Source organism: Acidithiobacillus albertensis, from assembly GCF_001931655.1.
Lineage (GTDB): Bacteria > Pseudomonadota > Gammaproteobacteria > Acidithiobacillales > Acidithiobacillaceae > Acidithiobacillus > Acidithiobacillus thiooxidans.
Window position 1 is genome coordinate 1149986 of the sequence record NZ_MOAD01000001.1, and the last position, 15563, is coordinate 1165548.

Here is a 15563-nt window from a genome sequence, read left to right on the forward strand (position 1 = left end):
AATGGAATTCTGGAAGGTTTCAACAGCCTCATTCAATCCGCCAAGGCCAAGGCTCGGGGTTACCGCACGCACAAGAACTTTATCAACATGGCCTACCTGATCCTGGGCAAGCTGGATCTCAGGCTACCCACTTGAAATGACGAGGAACCCTGCTGCTCAAGTTGGCCCGCTGTAATATGTTTAACGATATGGAGGCGCTTTATGGTTGTGAACCGATCATTGCGGATTTGCGGCTGGAGTGGGCTATTGTCCAGGGTGAGCGAAGAGATGAAGATGTCCGGTTTTCCAGATTGATAGATTTTGATGATATGCTTACTGGGTAAATTCTACATTTTTGAGAAATTCATATAGTCAAGGACACCATGGCAGAAAAAGCAGGAAAAAATAAACTCATTATCATCTTGATTGCAGTCATTGTTTTACTGGTGATTGCTGGTGGTGCTGCTGTCTGGTGGTTCATGATGCGATCCACATCTGCTCCTACGCCTGCTCAAGTCGCCCAACAACAGGCTCAGCAAAAGCTCAAGAACACCAAGTTTATAGATCTTGGTTCTCTGGTGACCAATCTCCAAAGTGCAGATGGTAATACCCACTACATACAGGTTCAGGTTCAGCTGAAAACTTATGATCCTACGGTAGAAGCCTCGGTCAAATCGTATATGCCAGAAATTCGTAATGGCATTTTACTGTTATTGAGTGCTCAGAATGCCGATACCGTCAGCCAGCCAGCGGTGCGTGATCAGCTTCTGCAAAAAATTAAGGAGCAGGTTAATAAAGTCCTGGAAACAGATGGCGGCGCCCTTGCTAAACCGGCACCAGAGAAAACTCCTCCCATAGCGGCTGTTTATTTTGCCAGTTTTGTTGTTCAATAGTGGGATTTAACACATGTTTCTGATTATTGGCTATGTGATTGCACTGGGTGCCATTTTTGGTGGTTTCATGCTGGAAGGCGGAGCTATTACTGCGCTGATCCAGCCTTATGAACTCCTCATGATTGGTGGCGGTGCTTTCGGCGCTTTTTTTGCAGCAACTTTCCCCCGCACTTTCAAGGCCGTCATTAAATCACTTCCGCTGGCCTTCAAAGGGTCAAAGTACAACAAAGCCGTTTATATGGAGCTACTCAGTCTGCTCAATGAACTTTTTAGTAGGATTCGCCAGGGTGGGCTCATGTCTATTGAAGGCGATGTTGATGATCCGGCGGCCAGTGAGTTATTTAAAAAGTATCCGCTTATTGTTGCGGATCATCATGTCATGGAGTTCATGACCGACTATTTACGTCTGATGATTGGCGGAAATCTTGGCACCTTCGAAATGGAAAATCTCATGGATGTGGATATTGATACCCATCATCGGGAGATGGAAATTCCTATTCATGCCCTGGTTCGTACAGCAGACGGAATGCCTGCTTTTGGTATTGTTGCTGCGGTAATGGGCGTGGTAAATACCATGGGTTCTGTGGATAAACCGCCTTCGGTTTTGGGTGAGTTGATTGCGGCAGCCCTGGTAGGTACTTTTCTGGGTATTCTTCTGGGTTACGCAGTTTTGTCGCCTTTGGCTTCGCGAATGGAAGATCGGGCAGCAGAAGGAAGTAAAATTTTTGAATGTATCAAGGTGGCGTTACTGGCGACTATGAATGCTTATCCTCCTCAGGTAGCCGTGGAGTTTGGTCGTAAGGTTTTATATTCGACAGAACGTCCAAGCTTCCAAGAGTTGGACAGTCATTTGCGGGAGCTCAAGGGGAAATGACACATCATGGCTGAAGAGGGGAAAAATAAGCCTATTGTCATAAAACGCATCAAGAAAGGGGGTGGTGGAGGCCACGGCGGCGCCTGGAAAATCGCTTATGCTGATTTTATTACCGCCATGATGGCCTTCTTTTTACTGATGTGGTTGCTGGGGTCCACTACCAAAGCTCAATTACAAGGTATTGCCCAGTGGTTTAAGGACCCTCAGAAGGTTTCTTTGATGGGTGGGCCCGGTAGTGGTTCTTCCAATTCCATTCTGCCAGGTGGTGGCAAGAATCCGACGAAAACAGTTGGAGAAGTTCAGCGCGGCGAAACGCGACAAAATTTTAACAATGCTCCGGCTATCACTTCGGCTGAAGAAGCGATGGATCGTAAGAATCTGGAACATTTAAAAAAAGCTTTGGAAACGCAAATTGCCAGTAATCCTGCTCTGGCTGCTTTTCGTCATCAGTTGCTGATCAATATTACTCCGGAAGGCTTGCGAATCCAGGTAGTGGATAGCGCCAAACGTTCCATGTTCCCGAATGGAAGTACGACCCTTGAACCCTACGCCCAGACAATTTTCAAGGCTATTGCACCAACCTTGAATCAATTACCCAATCAAATTAGCATTACCGGACATACGGATGCCGTAAGGTATGCTAATGGCGGTAAAGGCTACAGTAATTTTAACCTGTCGGCGGGACGTGCTAATGCAGTTCGTCAGGTGCTGGTTCAGAATGGTCTGGATGAAAGTAAAATACTGAGAGTAGTCGGCATGGGATCGGCGGTGTTGTACGTTCCTAAAGAGCCGGACTCTCCCTTGAATAGACGCGTAAGCATTGTGGTGTTGAGTCAAAAAGCAGCATTACGGATTGTTAGTAACCAGAAGGTAGAAAAAAGTGTGGATAATACCAGTGCTGCTCAACAAATCATCGGTGGGGCTGCAGAAAGGCCAACTATTGCTGGGAGTGTTCCCCCAGCCATTCCTGGAGCGCTTCCATTGCCATTGGCCGCGCCCGTAAAAAGCCCTGCGTAAGCTCCACCCCAGCTTCCAGCAAGAACCTTTCCTCTTCAAGCGTTTCAACACCTTCAGCAATGATGCGCAGCTTGAGTGCTTTAGCAATAGCAATGATAGCTTCGACGAGGGATTGTGTAGAATGATTGCTGAGCATGTTGCGGACAAAACTCTGATCAATTTTCAAGGTGCTGAATGGTAGTTGATTCAGCATACTCAGTGATGAATAACCCGTGCCAAAATCATCCAGGGCAAGCATATAGCCGCGTGCGCGCAAGCGGTTTAAACACTCTCTTAATGATTTACTGACATCCAGCCAACTGGACTCTACTAATTCAATGCAGAGATGATGCGGATGTAATCCATGGCGTTGAGTCTCGTTTTCCAGCATGTATTCAAATTCAGAATGCAGGAGTTGTTCTGCCTCAAAATTTACAGACACATATATTTGGTCGCCAACCAATCTTTTTTTTCGTAGCAAGTTCAGTGCTTCCAGGGATTGGTCTAGTAAACTTTGTGTCATCAGTAGCATTTGTCCGGATGTTCTGGCTATTGGCAGGAACTCAGCGGGACTGATCATGCCTAAATCCTCATGGTGCCAGCGGGCCAAAGATTCGAATCCTGCAATTTCCCGGCCGTTTAATAAAATCGGTTGCAAGTAAGGACAGATATTTTTTTTGACAATTGCCTCTAATATGGATTTTGTGATTAATTTTTTTCTTTCGGACTTTTCGCGGAGTGATGCATCAAATGCATAAACAGGTAAATTCATTTCGGCTGCATGTTCAGCAGCTGCTAATACGTTTGTGAAAGGTTCTCCATTGTTAGTGATATCATGTTTCATTTCGAGCAGACCACAGTGATAGCTAATATTCCCCGCGTCACTACTTTGTAAAATAATATTATTTATAATCGGGATGGTAGTGTTTATCATTTCTGTCAGATTAAGATTTCCGGTTTGCATTGGTTCGGTGATGATAATGAGATGATTCGTTTCTTTACCCGTACCAACTTGCAATACTTGTGGTATTTTCAGGTATAATTCTTTAGCCAGTGACTCAGCAATATGGCGATAAATGTCACGCTCTTTCGGGCTCTGACTATCATAATTAAAAATAATGAGCAATATTCCTAAGGACTTTTCAGGTTGAAAAGAGCCCATGCTGACTAAGAAGTCGGATAAGCATGCAATATTATTTAGGCCGGTTACCTGGTGTTTATAGCGATCTTTGCTGATATTCGTGTGCGTTCCCGCAACATAAGCGTACTGACCAGAAGAATCAGGCTCTGCAGCACCTCGCGTATGTATCCATAAATAATGTCCATCTTCCCGGCGAATGCGGTACTCAAGACTTAATGTTTCTGATTGATGTCCGCCCAGATAATCCTGGATGAACATTGCAATACGATCTTGATCTTCTGGATGAACCCGCGCAATCCATTGCTCAATGGTCATATCCGCCTGGTTGCTTTGACACTGCAATAAGGCCAGCCAGCGTTGTGAGTGATTTAAGCGTCCTGATTGTACGTCAAGTTCCCAGATGCCATCATTGGCACCGCGCAATATGAGTTCTTGACGTGCCTGAAGACTGCTGAGACTTTTGCTGGTTTCAGCCAAAGCCGAATGGGCTTTTAATCGCGCTTTAAGCGCACTGAAATCCACTGGTTTGCTGACAAAATCATTGGCTCCTTTACTCAGGGCCTCAGCCAGATAATCTCTTTCATCAAAAGCGGTCACCATGATGATGGGCAAAATGAGAGGGGTACTGTTTTGGCGTATCCGCTGTAAAACTTCCAAACCATTCATGCCGGGTAATCCCATATCCAGTAGAATACCTGACAGCGCGTGGGTTGCGACAATTTCCAATGCAGACGGGCCATCCGGGGCATCAAGAACCTGCCAACCAGCATGGCTCAGGCGTCGTACCAGGAGTTGACGACTGGGTGCATCGTCTTCAACCACCAAAATGCACTGTGGATGTTTATTATCGTCTGAATTGTTCAATTTTAATTAATAGTCTATCAAAATCAATGGGCTTTGAAAGATAAGCTACGGCCCCTGCGTTAATGGCGCGGCGCTGATCATCAATCATGGAGTGGGCCGAGAGTATAATGACGGGCAGCTCTGGATAAATAGCATGAATTTGCTCCAACGCCTCCCAACCATTCAACACAGGCATGGCAATATCCATCAAAATAACGTCAGGTTGCTGGGCTTTGGTTATCTCAACGGCCCTCAAGCCATTTTCGGCTTCCAGAATTGTATAATTTCGGCGCTGAAGGCGACGAACCAGCATTTCCCGGTTACGTGAATCATCTTCTGCCACCAGGATGATCATGGATTGGCGCCTGCTGCCTGAAGATCACCAGGCAGACGGATGATAAAAGTGGAGCCTTGACCAAGTGTGCTTTCTACCCGGATATCACCACCCAGTATTCGACATAAAGTGGAGGTGAGTGTCAACCCTAATCCTGTCCCGCCATAGCGGCGATTGATAGAGCCATCTGCTTGGGTAAAAGCCTCAAAAATTTTCTGGATCTGATCGGGACCAATTCCCGGTCCTGTGTCTTTAACCCACCATTCGACGTATCCCGGATGATCTTTTGAAGTTGATTCCCGGTATCCTAAAGTAATAGACCCATGTTCCGTAAATTTTGCGGCATTACCCAATATATTAATCAAGCATTGTCGAACTTTACCCATATCATTATAAATTCTACTCGTTTGTTCAGGTAACTCAAATTTCAGAGCGTTTCCTTTAGACTGGATGAGCGAATGCAATGTCGCTGCAGTAGATCGAGTAAAAGCCAAAGGATCAAAATACTCTGGGAAAATGTCTGTTTGTCCGGCTTCAATGCGACTTAAATCCAGAACATCGTTAATGAGACCGAGAAGATGTCTGCCGGCATCGCGAATGATCATTAAATCATTTTGAGTATTGGTACCAGGTACGCCATCTTCCAGTTCTTCAAAAATCAGTTCGCTATAACCAATGACCGCATTAAGAGGCGTACGCAACTCATGACTCATACTGGCCAGAAACTGACTTTTAGCCTGGGAAGCGGCTTCAGCGACTTCTTTGGCTTCAGTAAGCATAGCGGTCCTTTCTGCTACAATTTTATCCAAATTGGCGGTTTGCAACTCACGTTGCTCTATGGCTCTTGCTGCAGCACTTAATACAAAATTGACTAGTAAAGTCAGTTTTTCCGCCTCTTCATCGGCTATAGAACAATGCACCACAAAATTGAAATCACCATTAACAGCCTGGCAGAGCTGGTCAGAGATTTCCCGCATGGCCGTGTGTAGCTGGCTGATACCGATTTGCATATTACTGTTCGTCATGTTCAGGCCAGTGAATGAGAAAAGCGCATTGCTGATCTCCGCGTTTACGACACTGGATAGTGCTAAGGGTTATAACTTCATGATACATTTCGGCGACCCCCTCCGCAAGTTTGCGGTAAAGAGTGCACCACTGATTTGGAGAGCGATAGAGTACTTCAAGGTCACCGTTGTTGTGCTCGATTACCTGGAATTTATCATTAATAGCTTTTAATTTTTCGGCGTTTCTGAGTCCAGACCCCAGCATGTTATGAATGGTGGTTTGATGAATTAATAATTCTCGACTGTTCCGTGCTTGAGCAATAAACACGGGGAAGCGATTTTGCACATCACGCAAGAAAAATTCTGCAAAAGCGCTGAGGGCTGCGTCTTCATTTATCTTTAAAACCTTACAAGCATTTTCGAGAATCTCCCGCATTTGCTGATTGTCATAGTCCGTATCAATTCTAAACTCGAAATCTTCTGGTAAGCCTGTAAGACATTTAACTTCTTGCAAAGCTTCCGGGCCGCCTATTTCTGCGACCATTTGCAAAACCAGTTTTTGAATCAGGCCAATCATAATGCAGCAGCCCCGGTATCTTTGGGCGCACAAACCACCTGATTTCGTCCGTTCCGTTTGGCTACAAGCAAAGCCTGGTCAGCTGCACGCAGTAATGCCTCGCTGTTAATCATGTTTTCACTCAATTCTGCGATACCAGCACTAATGGTAATGGGCGGCAGTTTATCGGATAGGCTCATGGCTTTGTGGCGGATACGTTCGGCTAAAGCCGCTGCGTCTGCCAATTGGCATTGGAGGCAAATGATCATAAATTCTTCTCCTCCCACCCGGGCCGTAAGATCACCCACTCGTGACGTTTCCAGAAGCAGTTTTCCCAAGGCTTCCAGTACTAAGTCTCCTTGATCGTGACCATGTTGATCATTGATTTGTTTGAAATAATCAATATCTATCATGATGCAACTTAAAATGCTTTGACTGCGCAGGGCATTCGACCAGTGCTGCTTCAGAAACTCATCAGCTCCCCGTCGATTGGCAAGACCGGTTAATGCGTCTTTCATCGCCATAGACTGTAACGAGTTATTTTGATGAATGAGTTTTTCGCAGTTGCTTTCGAGTGAAGAAATGAATTCAACTATCTGTTGGGCTACGGCAAGTTTAGCTAATAGAACACTCCGGGATATAGGCTTACTCAAATAATCATTGGCACCGGCTTGCAAAGCTTCCACGGCATAGCTCTGATTGTAGTGAGCCGTCAAAATAATAATGTACAGTCGGGGGCCAAACTCCCGGCGCAGCCGACGACATAAATCCAGACCGTTGATTTCGGGCATCACCCAATCCAACAGAATAATCCGAGGAGAATTTTTATAGATAATGGTGAAGGCTTCGTCTGCAGTGGATGCCTGAAGAGTTTGATAGCCGGCAGGCTCGAGAGTGCGCTGTAACAATGCCCGGTCTCCGGCCTGATCATCTACCAGAAGTAGTGGTTTGTTGCGAATATCTTCGTGATCCTCTCGTAAACGCATTAACGTATTACGAATGGACTCCAGGTTTTCATGTCCCGGGGGAGATTGCGGCAATTCAAAAATTTCGGCGATATCTGTCCACTCAGAGAGTATATGGTGAATCATGGCTACAAAGTGCGGCGTATTCATCCACCAGCTTTGGATGTTTTCCTGCAGGACTTCCAGGCTGCGATCAGATGCCGGGGACATGGCCCATTCCGTGATACTACGTCCGGCGCCGAGAATGCGAATTAGTGTCTGTAGTCGATCTGACAAACTATTGGATGCGTGCTCAAGGTCGAAATCAATGCCGGAATTGCAGTTTTCAATAGCCATAACCATGGTTTCCGGGAGTCGCCACTGCCGCATCAGAGCGGCAGTCAAATCATGACGACTAAATCCGAATTCATTTTTTTCCAGAATTTGCTGCTCTGCAAAACTTAGGCCTTTATTGCTGAATATGGTGCTTTTTTCTGGAGCAGTACAGACCATCATTAAACTGCCGATTTCACTTAATAAGCCAAAAATAAAAATCTCTCCGGCTGGCCAGTTTCCGATTTCTTTCGCCAGGGCCTGCATGGCAATCGCCCGTAATAGACTGGCTGACCAGAAATGATTCAAATCAAAATCAGGAGTGTCAGAAAGCTTTCCATTGATTAAAGCAAGGCCTAGCGCCATACGAACTACCACCTGCAGACCGATTCGCATCAAGGCTTCATCCAAAGATATAATCGGACGCGTAGGACGATATATGGGGGAATTGGCGAGCTTGATGGTTTTGGCTACCAAAATCGGATCAAGACGAATGAGCTGCGCAGCTTCGTCCAAGCTTGCATCTTCTTTTTGTAGCAACTCCATGAGCGCTAATGTACTTTGTGATGGAGAAGGACAATTGCCTTTTTCTAGCTGTGGTAAAAATGTTTCAATAAGCATGATTGTACGCACCCATCTATCAGTTAATTCTATAAAATATCATTATTTTAAACCGGAAGACCAGTTCATTGATTCCAGTGATGCAGCTGTGATTTCGGCAAGTGGTAGTGCCAATGTTTGTCCAGTTTTTTTAACGGTATCCAGGTCTCCATGTTCTGCCGCTTCAATAAGCGTAAGTATTACGCCATCCTCGCCTTCATGGTCAATGAGGGCCTTGCGCATTTCATCTGAAATTTTCAGTTCATTCAAGAGATCTGCTAATGGTTGCTTTAAATAAATATCCAGAAGAGACAACATGCCAGCGAGAAAGCTACGATGAAGGCTGGCTGGCTGATCATCCAGGACTGGAGATTTTTCTCTGAGAAGTTCGGCAAACTTGGCGCGGGTTGCCGCCATAACAAGAATGGATGATTTTTGGGTCCCCTGGCTGGCAAACAACAGTAAAGTCAACCAGCGTTGCAAGGGTTGTCTACCGAGCAAAATAAGGGCCTGTCGAATACTTTCTATTTCTTGACCACGTGTCATTCCAGCAGAGTTCAAATAGCGCAAAAGTTGATAAGAAAGGCCGGGATCACGACGGAAAGCTTCTTCTATGTCACTGACGGGGTTTTCTTCGAGGAGCAAATTGAGCAAATTGAAAATGGTATGTTGATTGGAGGTCAGGGTTTTCCCCTTAACGATTTCCGGCTCCATATAGTAGAAGCCCTGACTGTAATCGACACCAGCCTCAAAGCAGCGACGCGCTAAAACAGCCGTTTCTACGCGCGTGGCAACTATTGCAGGATGTCGAGGAAGCTTGGAGTTTTTGATTTGCTTGATCCAGCCTTCCCATTGTTCCGGCGTGTTGTTCAAACAGTCGATTTTGATGAAATCTACAATTTTGAGTAATGCCAGATGCCAAGGGGAGCCTTCAAAACGATCCAGAGCCAGGCGAAAACCCAGTTTTTGTAACTGCAGCAGGTGTTCCAGAAATTCCCGACTGGGGGCTTCGGTAATGGTGAATTCGGGAATCACCTGACGAGCAGGAAACAACTCCAGGCTTTTCTCATCAAAGTTGCTATTGGTGAAATTGATGAAGGCGGGTTTCCCGCCGAGCAGGCTTTCAAGATTGTAAACGCTGAAGGTTTTGATCAAAACCCGTGCCGAGCAAAGAAAGGGGTCTTCCAGCGGTCCACTGCTTTCGTTACGCGCAAAAAGCTCGTAGCCGATGATTTCATCCTGCCGACCGAGTATCGCCTGCCGCGCCACCAGTTCTTGATTGTCTTCAGGGGAAAGTGCGTTTTGGGAGTTTAGGCTCATTGGGTTACCGCGATCCTTGACACATGGATGGTATAACAATTAGTCACTTTTCTGGAATCTTCCAACCTTTTTGTGAATGAGCATGGAGCAATCCAGAAAGCAGCACAAGCAGTATTAGCTCCCCCTAAAGTTTTATCGGCACCGTGCCGTATTGAATCCTGACTGTTTTAAATTTGATACAACTCTCCAGGATGGATAGATAAATGGCATCGGAAGCACTCGTTCATGCCCTCGGGCAAGCTGTTCAAGTCTTGAGTTCTCAGGTGCGATCCGGGCGCGTCCAGATGGAATCGGCCATTGCTGACCTCATGTCCCGTTTCGTCAATTTGCATCAGCGTCTCGGTAACGCCGTTCAGGCATCACGTGGTGATAGCCAGGGTGGCTCACCACAAGATCTTGCTGCGTTATTTCAAAGCAGTGAAAACGAGCTGCTGAGTGTGCTCAAGCACATTGCTGCGGCGACTGCGCAGCATGAAGCACAGCAGGCCACTATTGCGGCCTTGTTGCAACAGGTCACTGTCCTGGAAAGGATGGCCAGAGATGTAGGTGAAATTGCCTCTCAGACAACCCTGCTGGCACTTAATGCAGCCATCGAAGCCGCGCGTGCGGGGGAGCAGGGTCGTGGTTTTGCGGTGGTGGCCGATGAGGTGCGCAAGCTGTCCACGCGTTCCAAAGAAACCAGTCAGCAAATGGGGGAAAGCGTCAAGGACATTACCACTTCAATTCGCGGGGTTGTACATCAGTCGGCTACAGCCATTCAGCAAGAGCGCCAGTTTTTGGGTAATGCGGAGCGGTCCATTCGCGATGTTCTTCATCGTCTTCAGGATATGACCAGGCATTTGAGCGCTTCTGCAGAAACTTTGCAGCATGAAGCAGAGGGGATCAGCACAGAAATGGATCAATTGCTGGTAGCACTGCAGTTTCAGGACCGGGTCAGCCAGACGCTGACGCATGTGGAAGAAGGGATGGAAGAGTTACCTGGTCATCTGCAATCTGACAGCGATCAGGGTCTGGAAAACTGGCTCCAATCGCTGGTAAGCAAGTACACAACTTCGGAAGAACGCTCCATTCATCGCGGGGAAGCCGCTGAGTCTTCTTCGGCAGGGGATCAGGAAATCACCTTTTTTTAATTAAGGATACTGAGAAATGGCAAAAACCGTATTGGTAGTTGATGACTCTGCTTCACTGCGCCAAGTGGTAGGCATTGCCCTTAAGGGCGCGGGTTATAACGTGATCGAGGCCTGCGACGGCGTGGATGGGCTTGCAAAACTGGCAGCGGCGGACAAGGTTCATCTCATCATCAGTGACGTGAATATGCCCAACATGGACGGCATTCAATTTGTGAAAACACTTAAGCAAAAACCGGAGTACAAGTTTACCCCGGTGATCATGCTGACCACGGAAGCTGAAGAGGAAAAAAAGAGGGAAGGGCAGGCGGCCGGTGCCAAGGCCTGGGTGATCAAGCCTTTTCAACCACAACAAATGCTGGCCGCCGTCAGTAAACTGATTTTGCCCTGATTATGAGTCTCGATATTCAACAGGAAGTTTGTGCCGGAAGGCTGCAGATTCATCTGTCTGGTGAACTGGATATTTATGCCGCTGCAACTCTACGCGAAAGCTTGCAAAAAATTGTTTCACAACATCACGAAATAGAAATACTTTTGGCCGATGTCAGTGAAGTGGATGGCGCTGGTTTGCAGGTTTTGGTGGCAGCCAAAAATGAAGCATTGCGGCAAGGAGTTCGCTTATCTTTGAGTGACCATTCTGTTGCCGTCGTTAATGCTCTGCAGCTTTGTCGCCTGGATAGGTTTTTTGGCGATCCGATTGTATTGACCAAGGAGATGCCTTAAATGATGGATCTGGATCCGCAGATGGCCGCAGCCCTTCAGACTTTTTTTGAGGAAAGTCGGGATTTGTTGCAAGAGATGGAAAGCGCGCTGCTATTTATGGAAGACCACGGTGCAGATTTAGAGCGCATCCATGCGGTTTTTCGAGCGGCTCATACGATCAAGGGTTCTGCAGGTTTATTCGGGCTTGAAGAAGTTGTGCGCTTTACGCATCGTCTGGAAAACCTCCTGGATCAAATTCGCTCTGGAACCAAGACCCTGACGCCCACCAATATCACCCTGCTACTCTCTTGTGGTGATCATATCGGGGATTATCTGGATCGTCTGGTTTCTGCCGCGCCTTTGGATCAGCATTTTCTTTCCGAAGATTTAAGGCTTCTCGCGGAACTCCAGGCCGCATTGGGTACAAAGGAGCAGAGCCAGCACTTACCTATTTCCAAAGAGAATGAACTGCAGCTTTTTGAGCATATAGAAGTTTCCTCACCGTCTGTCACGGAAATGCCGGCGGATGAAAAAGTCTCCACATCTGCTAATTGGCATATTTCTCTCCGTTTCGGGATAGATACCTTTCGCGACGGCATGGATCCCCTGTCATTTCTGCGCTATTTGCAGCAACTCGGCGATATTACGGGGCTTGTCACCCTGACGGATGCCTTGCCTGTATTACCGGAGATGGACGCAGAATCCTGTTATCTGGGTTTTGAGATTGGTTTTCGTAGTGTCGCTGACAAAGCCACTATTCTGGATGTTTTCGATTTTGTGAAGGAAAGTAGTGTGGTTCATCTGCTGCCCGCGCATAGTCAAATTGGTGCGTATCTCAAAATGATCCAGCAGCTTCCAGAGGCAGATCAACATTTGGGTGAGATTCTGGTGGCGGTAGGCTCATTGACTTCGGAAGAGTTGCAGCGAGCTTTGGCATTGCAGGAAAATACAGATCAGACCGGTCAACATCAGCCATTGGGAGAAATCCTGGTGGACCAGAAAATGGTTCAGGAACCCGTAGTACAGGGTGCTCTGGAAAAGCAGCAACAGCAACGGGAGTCGCAAAGTGCGGAACGACAACTGTTACGGGTGCGTGCCAGTGATCTGGATTATCTGGTGGATCTGGTAGGAGAGCTGGTTATTGCCAGTGCCGCCAATCGGCTTTTTGCGGGTCAGGACGCCCTGGAAGCGCGTCTAGAATCGGCCACGCAGGTTGCCCGCCTGGTTGAGGAGATTCGTGACGGGGCTTTGCGCCTGCGCATGATTGATGTGTCGGAATTGTTTCAGCGCTTTCCTCGGGTCGTTCGCGATACTGCCCGTACGTTGGGCAAGGATATTCGTCTGGAAATGCACGGCGAAGGCACCGAACTGGATAAAAGCATGGCCGAGAAAATTACCGACCCGTTGATGCACCTGGTGCGTAATGCCATGGATCATGGTATTGAAGCTGCCGAGCAGCGTCTGCAGGTCGGTAAACCCGCTCAAGGTTGTATTGCTTTGCATGCTCGCCATGATTCGGGAGGCATTGTCATTGAAGTGAGTGACGACGGAGCTGGCCTGAATCGTGAAAAAATCCAGAGGAAGGCGCTGGAAAAGGGTTTGATTACCGCCGATCAGGTCCTCAGCGATCAGGAAATATACGCCCTGATATTTGCGCCGGGATTCTCTACGGCCGATACAATCAGTGATATTTCCGGTCGTGGCGTGGGCATGGATGTGGTTCGGCAAAATATTGAATCCGTGCGTGGTCGCATTGAAATCCATTCAGTCCCCGGCCGGGGGAGCACCATGCGGATTCATCTACCCCTGACCCTTTCCATTATTGATGGTTTTCTCGTGCGACTGGCCCAGGATACCTATGTGATTCCTTCCGAGTCCGTCGAAGAATGTCTGGAATATCCAAAAGTGCAGGGTACGGTGGGATACATGGAATTGCGTGATCAACCTTTGCCCCTTCTGGATCTCAATGCGGTATTCAACAAGCGCGCTACCGACGAAGGTCGTCGTAATGTGGTGGTTGTCAGGCATGGTCTTGAGCGCATCGGGATGGTGGTCAGTGGCATTTTAGGCAGCCAGCAAACGGTCATTAAACCGCTGGGTAAATTGTTTGAACAAGTACCGGGTATCGCTTCCGCTACCATTCTGGGAAACGGCGATGTCGCCCCGATACTGGATATACCTACTTTAATTCAACGGCACAATGCCATCAGCGCGAAGTCCGCGCATACATACATTCATTAAAAGGGGATAAACATGTTTGGGAATATGCGTATCGGACTGCGCCTGGGTCTGGCTTTCGCACTGGTTATTTTGCTGTTGATCATAGTGGGTGCTACGGGTTGGTGGGGAGCCGGAAGATTACAGAAGGATCTGGAAGATGCCACGGACAAGGTGGCGCCTAATATTCATAAAGTCGATTCCATGATGCTGGCCACAGCCAAATTGAAAACCGCGTTTGCTTTTAGTTATAGTCTACCTAGTCAGGCCAAACAGACTTCGCAAATCCTGTCTGCGGATAGTGCCAAAATTTTCCCATATTATGACTTTTTAAAAAGCAGTCTGATAGATCCAAAAGCTAAAATTGTGCTGCCGGAATCCAGGGCAGCATTTACCCGTTTCATGAATTCCTCTCAGCAATATTTGAGTATGCTGGCAGCGATTGTCCCTGATGCCAAAAATGCGGCGGCACAAGTACAGGCAGCGAATCAGTATTATCAAAACACCACGTTACCGGCTGAAAACCAATTACATAAAATAAATTGGCAGCTACGTGGAGACGCACTGTTGACGATGGCAACCCTCAAAAAACAGGGCGCCAGTGATGTCACTTTGGTGATTGATGCTATTGTCATTATTTCCCTCGTTTCCATTATTCTGGGAATGTTGATTGCGTGGGCGTTGTCCCGTTCCATTACCCGCCCTTTGGCCGAGGCGGTCAGTATATCCGAGCGGGTTGCGGATGGTGATCTGAGTATGCAGGTAGTTGCGCGTACCCGCGATGAAACGGGCAGATTGATCGCGGCTATGGCGCAGATGGTCGAAAAGTGGAACCAGACCATCGGCGAGGTACGCAGTGCTGCTGATAATTTGTCCAGCGCTTCCGAAGAAGTCAGTGCAACTTCCCAATCCCTGTCGCAAGCAGCTTCAGAACAGGCTGCGAGCGTCGAGGAAACTTCGGCAACCCTGGAAGAGGCAGCGGCGTCTATCAAACAAAATGCAGAAAATGCGCGCATTACCGATGATATTGCTACGGGTGCCGCCAAAGAAGCCCAGCTCGGTGGACAGGCGGTAACGGACACGGTGCAGGCCATGAAAAATATTGCCGAGAAAATCGGGATTATTGATGATATTGCTTATCAGACCAATATGTTGGCCCTGAATGCCGCCATCGAAGCGGCGCGGGCAGGCGAGCACGGCAAAGGATTTGCTGTGGTCGCTGCAGAGGTGCGTAAATTGGCCGAACGCAGTCAGGTCGCCGCACAGGAAATCGGTACTTTGGCCAGTAGCAGCGTCAAAGTGGCGGAACAGGCGGGCAACGCGCTGAATGCAGTGGTACCAGCTATTGGCAAAACTTCGGACTTGGTGCAGGAGATCAATGCGGCTTCAAATGAGCAGGCAACCGGCATTGACCAGATTAATGTGGCCGTGGGTCAGCTCAATCAGGTCACCCAGCAAAATGCTTCAGCATCTGAAGAGCTGGCGGCTACAGCTGAAGAAATGAGTGGGCAGGCTGAGCAATTACAACAACTGATGGCGGCTTTCCGTTTGCAGTCCGGAGGGGCCGCAGTCGCATCCAGGCAGGGATATACAGCGGGTAAAGGGAAAAGTGCTGCTGTAGCCCATATTAAAAATGCCCACGCAGAATCATCCGTGAGCGGCACCGACAGTCACGAATTTGTCCGTTTCTGAGGAGCTTG

General features: G+C 47.7%; 15 protein-coding genes. 9 read left to right on the forward strand and 6 right to left on the reverse strand.

Annotation, left to right across the window (positions count from 1 at the left end; genetic code table 11):
* The 4 genes from BLW97_RS06005 to motB all read left to right on the forward strand — a co-directional run.
* Positions 1-135 (forward strand): transposase (locus BLW97_RS06005; protein ID WP_143214908.1); only part of this gene is annotated, 135 nt, incomplete at its 5' end.
* 227 nt (positions 136-362) lie between these two features.
* Positions 363-872 (forward strand): flagellar basal body-associated FliL family protein, encoded by a 510-nt coding sequence (locus BLW97_RS06010; RefSeq protein ID WP_075322644.1) that lies wholly within the window; start codon positions 363-365, stop codon positions 870-872.
* Positions 873-885: 13 nt separating this feature from the next.
* On the forward strand, positions 886-1746 hold the full coding sequence (motA, locus tag BLW97_RS06015; RefSeq protein ID WP_075322645.1) for a flagellar motor stator protein MotA: 861 nt from the start codon (positions 886-888) through the stop codon (positions 1744-1746).
* Positions 1747-1752: 6 nt separating this feature from the next.
* Positions 1753-2763, forward strand: a complete 1011-nt coding sequence (motB, locus tag BLW97_RS06020) for a flagellar motor protein MotB (protein ID WP_075322646.1) — start codon at positions 1753-1755, stop codon at positions 2761-2763.
* Here the strand turns inward: motB and BLW97_RS06025 are convergent.
* Genes BLW97_RS06025 through BLW97_RS06050 form a run of 6 tightly spaced genes read right to left on the reverse strand, consistent with a single transcriptional unit; the run spans position 2684 to position 9817 of the window.
* Complete coding sequence (locus BLW97_RS06025; RefSeq protein ID WP_158025132.1) at positions 2684-4705, reverse strand: EAL domain-containing protein; 2022 nt, start codon at positions 4703-4705, stop codon at positions 2684-2686. The two genes, motB and BLW97_RS06025, sit on opposite strands and share 80 nt — an antisense overlap.
* Before the next feature lie 22 nt (positions 4706-4727).
* Positions 4728-5081, reverse strand: coding sequence for a response regulator (locus BLW97_RS06030; protein ID WP_075322648.1), 354 nt, complete (start codon positions 5079-5081; stop codon positions 4728-4730).
* Positions 5078-6070 carry a sensor histidine kinase gene (locus BLW97_RS06035; RefSeq protein ID WP_075322649.1) on the reverse strand — a complete coding sequence of 331 codons (993 nt, stop codon included), beginning with the start codon at positions 6068-6070 and terminating at the stop codon, positions 5078-5080. Before BLW97_RS06035 ends, BLW97_RS06030 begins: the two co-directional genes overlap by 4 nt.
* 1 nt (position 6071) lies before the next feature.
* Positions 6072-6641 carry a heme NO-binding domain-containing protein gene (locus BLW97_RS06040; RefSeq protein ID WP_075322650.1) on the reverse strand — a complete coding sequence of 190 codons (570 nt, stop codon included), beginning with the start codon at positions 6639-6641 and terminating at the stop codon, positions 6072-6074.
* Entirely contained in the window at positions 6638-8518 is a 1881-nt protein-coding gene (locus BLW97_RS06045) for a diguanylate cyclase (RefSeq protein WP_075322651.1), read from the reverse strand. The genes BLW97_RS06040 and BLW97_RS06045 overlap by 4 nt, the downstream gene beginning before the upstream one ends.
* Positions 8519-8560: 42 nt before the next feature.
* Positions 8561-9817, reverse strand: a complete 1257-nt coding sequence (locus BLW97_RS06050) for an EAL and HDOD domain-containing protein (protein ID WP_075322652.1) — start codon at positions 9815-9817, stop codon at positions 8561-8563.
* 203 nt (positions 9818-10020) lie between these two features.
* Here BLW97_RS06050 and BLW97_RS06055 point away from each other — a divergent pair, with 203 nt between their 5' ends.
* Genes BLW97_RS06055 through BLW97_RS06075 form a run of 5 tightly spaced genes read left to right on the forward strand, consistent with a single transcriptional unit; the run spans position 10021 to position 15555 of the window.
* Positions 10021-10947: a methyl-accepting chemotaxis protein gene (locus BLW97_RS06055; RefSeq protein ID WP_075322653.1), complete on the forward strand. Its 927-nt coding sequence runs from the start codon at positions 10021-10023 to the stop codon at positions 10945-10947.
* A 16-nt stretch (positions 10948-10963) separates the two neighbouring features.
* Positions 10964-11335 carry a response regulator gene (locus BLW97_RS06060; protein ID WP_065973981.1) on the forward strand — a complete coding sequence of 124 codons (372 nt, stop codon included), beginning with the start codon at positions 10964-10966 and terminating at the stop codon, positions 11333-11335.
* Between the two features lie 2 nt (positions 11336-11337).
* Positions 11338-11667, forward strand: a complete 330-nt coding sequence (locus tag BLW97_RS06065; protein WP_075322654.1) for an STAS domain-containing protein — start codon at positions 11338-11340, stop codon at positions 11665-11667.
* The gene (locus BLW97_RS06070; protein ID WP_207650564.1) at positions 11668-13887 is read left to right on the forward strand and encodes a chemotaxis protein CheA; all 2220 of its coding nucleotides are present in this window, start codon (positions 11668-11670) and stop codon (positions 13885-13887) included.
* 12 nt (positions 13888-13899) lie between these two features.
* Positions 13900-15555: a methyl-accepting chemotaxis protein gene (locus tag BLW97_RS06075; RefSeq protein WP_075322655.1), complete on the forward strand. Its 1656-nt coding sequence runs from the start codon at positions 13900-13902 to the stop codon at positions 15553-15555.
* The last annotated feature ends 8 nt before the right edge of the window (positions 15556-15563 follow it).

Excerpts from the sequence above, each read along its gene's own strand:
- BLW97_RS06030 (WP_075322648.1), bottom strand. The coding sequence starts at position 5,081 with ATGATCATCCTGGTGGCAGAAGATGATTCACGTAACCGGGAAATGCTG.
- motA (WP_075322645.1), top strand. The coding sequence starts at position 886 with ATGTTTCTGATTATTGGCTATGTGATTGCACTGGGTGCCATTTTTGGT.
- BLW97_RS06045 (WP_075322651.1), bottom strand. The coding sequence starts at position 8,518 with ATGCTTATTGAAACATTTTTACCACAGCTAGAAAAAGGCAATTGTCCT.
- BLW97_RS06070 (WP_207650564.1), top strand. The coding sequence starts at position 11,668 with ATGATGGATCTGGATCCGCAGATGGCCGCAGCCCTTCAGACTTTTTTT.
- BLW97_RS06010 (WP_075322644.1), top strand. The coding sequence starts at position 363 with ATGGCAGAAAAAGCAGGAAAAAATAAACTCATTATCATCTTGATTGCA.
- BLW97_RS06035 (WP_075322649.1), bottom strand. The coding sequence starts at position 6,070 with ATGCAAATCGGTATCAGCCAGCTACACACGGCCATGCGGGAAATCTCT.
- BLW97_RS06065 (WP_075322654.1), top strand. The coding sequence starts at position 11,338 with ATGAGTCTCGATATTCAACAGGAAGTTTGTGCCGGAAGGCTGCAGATT.
- BLW97_RS06060 (WP_065973981.1), top strand. The coding sequence starts at position 10,964 with ATGGCAAAAACCGTATTGGTAGTTGATGACTCTGCTTCACTGCGCCAA.
- BLW97_RS06040 (WP_075322650.1), bottom strand. The coding sequence starts at position 6,641 with ATGATTGGCCTGATTCAAAAACTGGTTTTGCAAATGGTCGCAGAAATA.
- BLW97_RS06055 (WP_075322653.1), top strand. The coding sequence starts at position 10,021 with ATGGCATCGGAAGCACTCGTTCATGCCCTCGGGCAAGCTGTTCAAGTC.
- BLW97_RS06050 (WP_075322652.1), bottom strand. The coding sequence starts at position 9,817 with ATGAGCCTAAACTCCCAAAACGCACTTTCCCCTGAAGACAATCAAGAA.
- motB (WP_075322646.1), top strand. The coding sequence starts at position 1,753 with ATGGCTGAAGAGGGGAAAAATAAGCCTATTGTCATAAAACGCATCAAG.
- BLW97_RS06075 (WP_075322655.1), top strand. The coding sequence starts at position 13,900 with ATGTTTGGGAATATGCGTATCGGACTGCGCCTGGGTCTGGCTTTCGCA.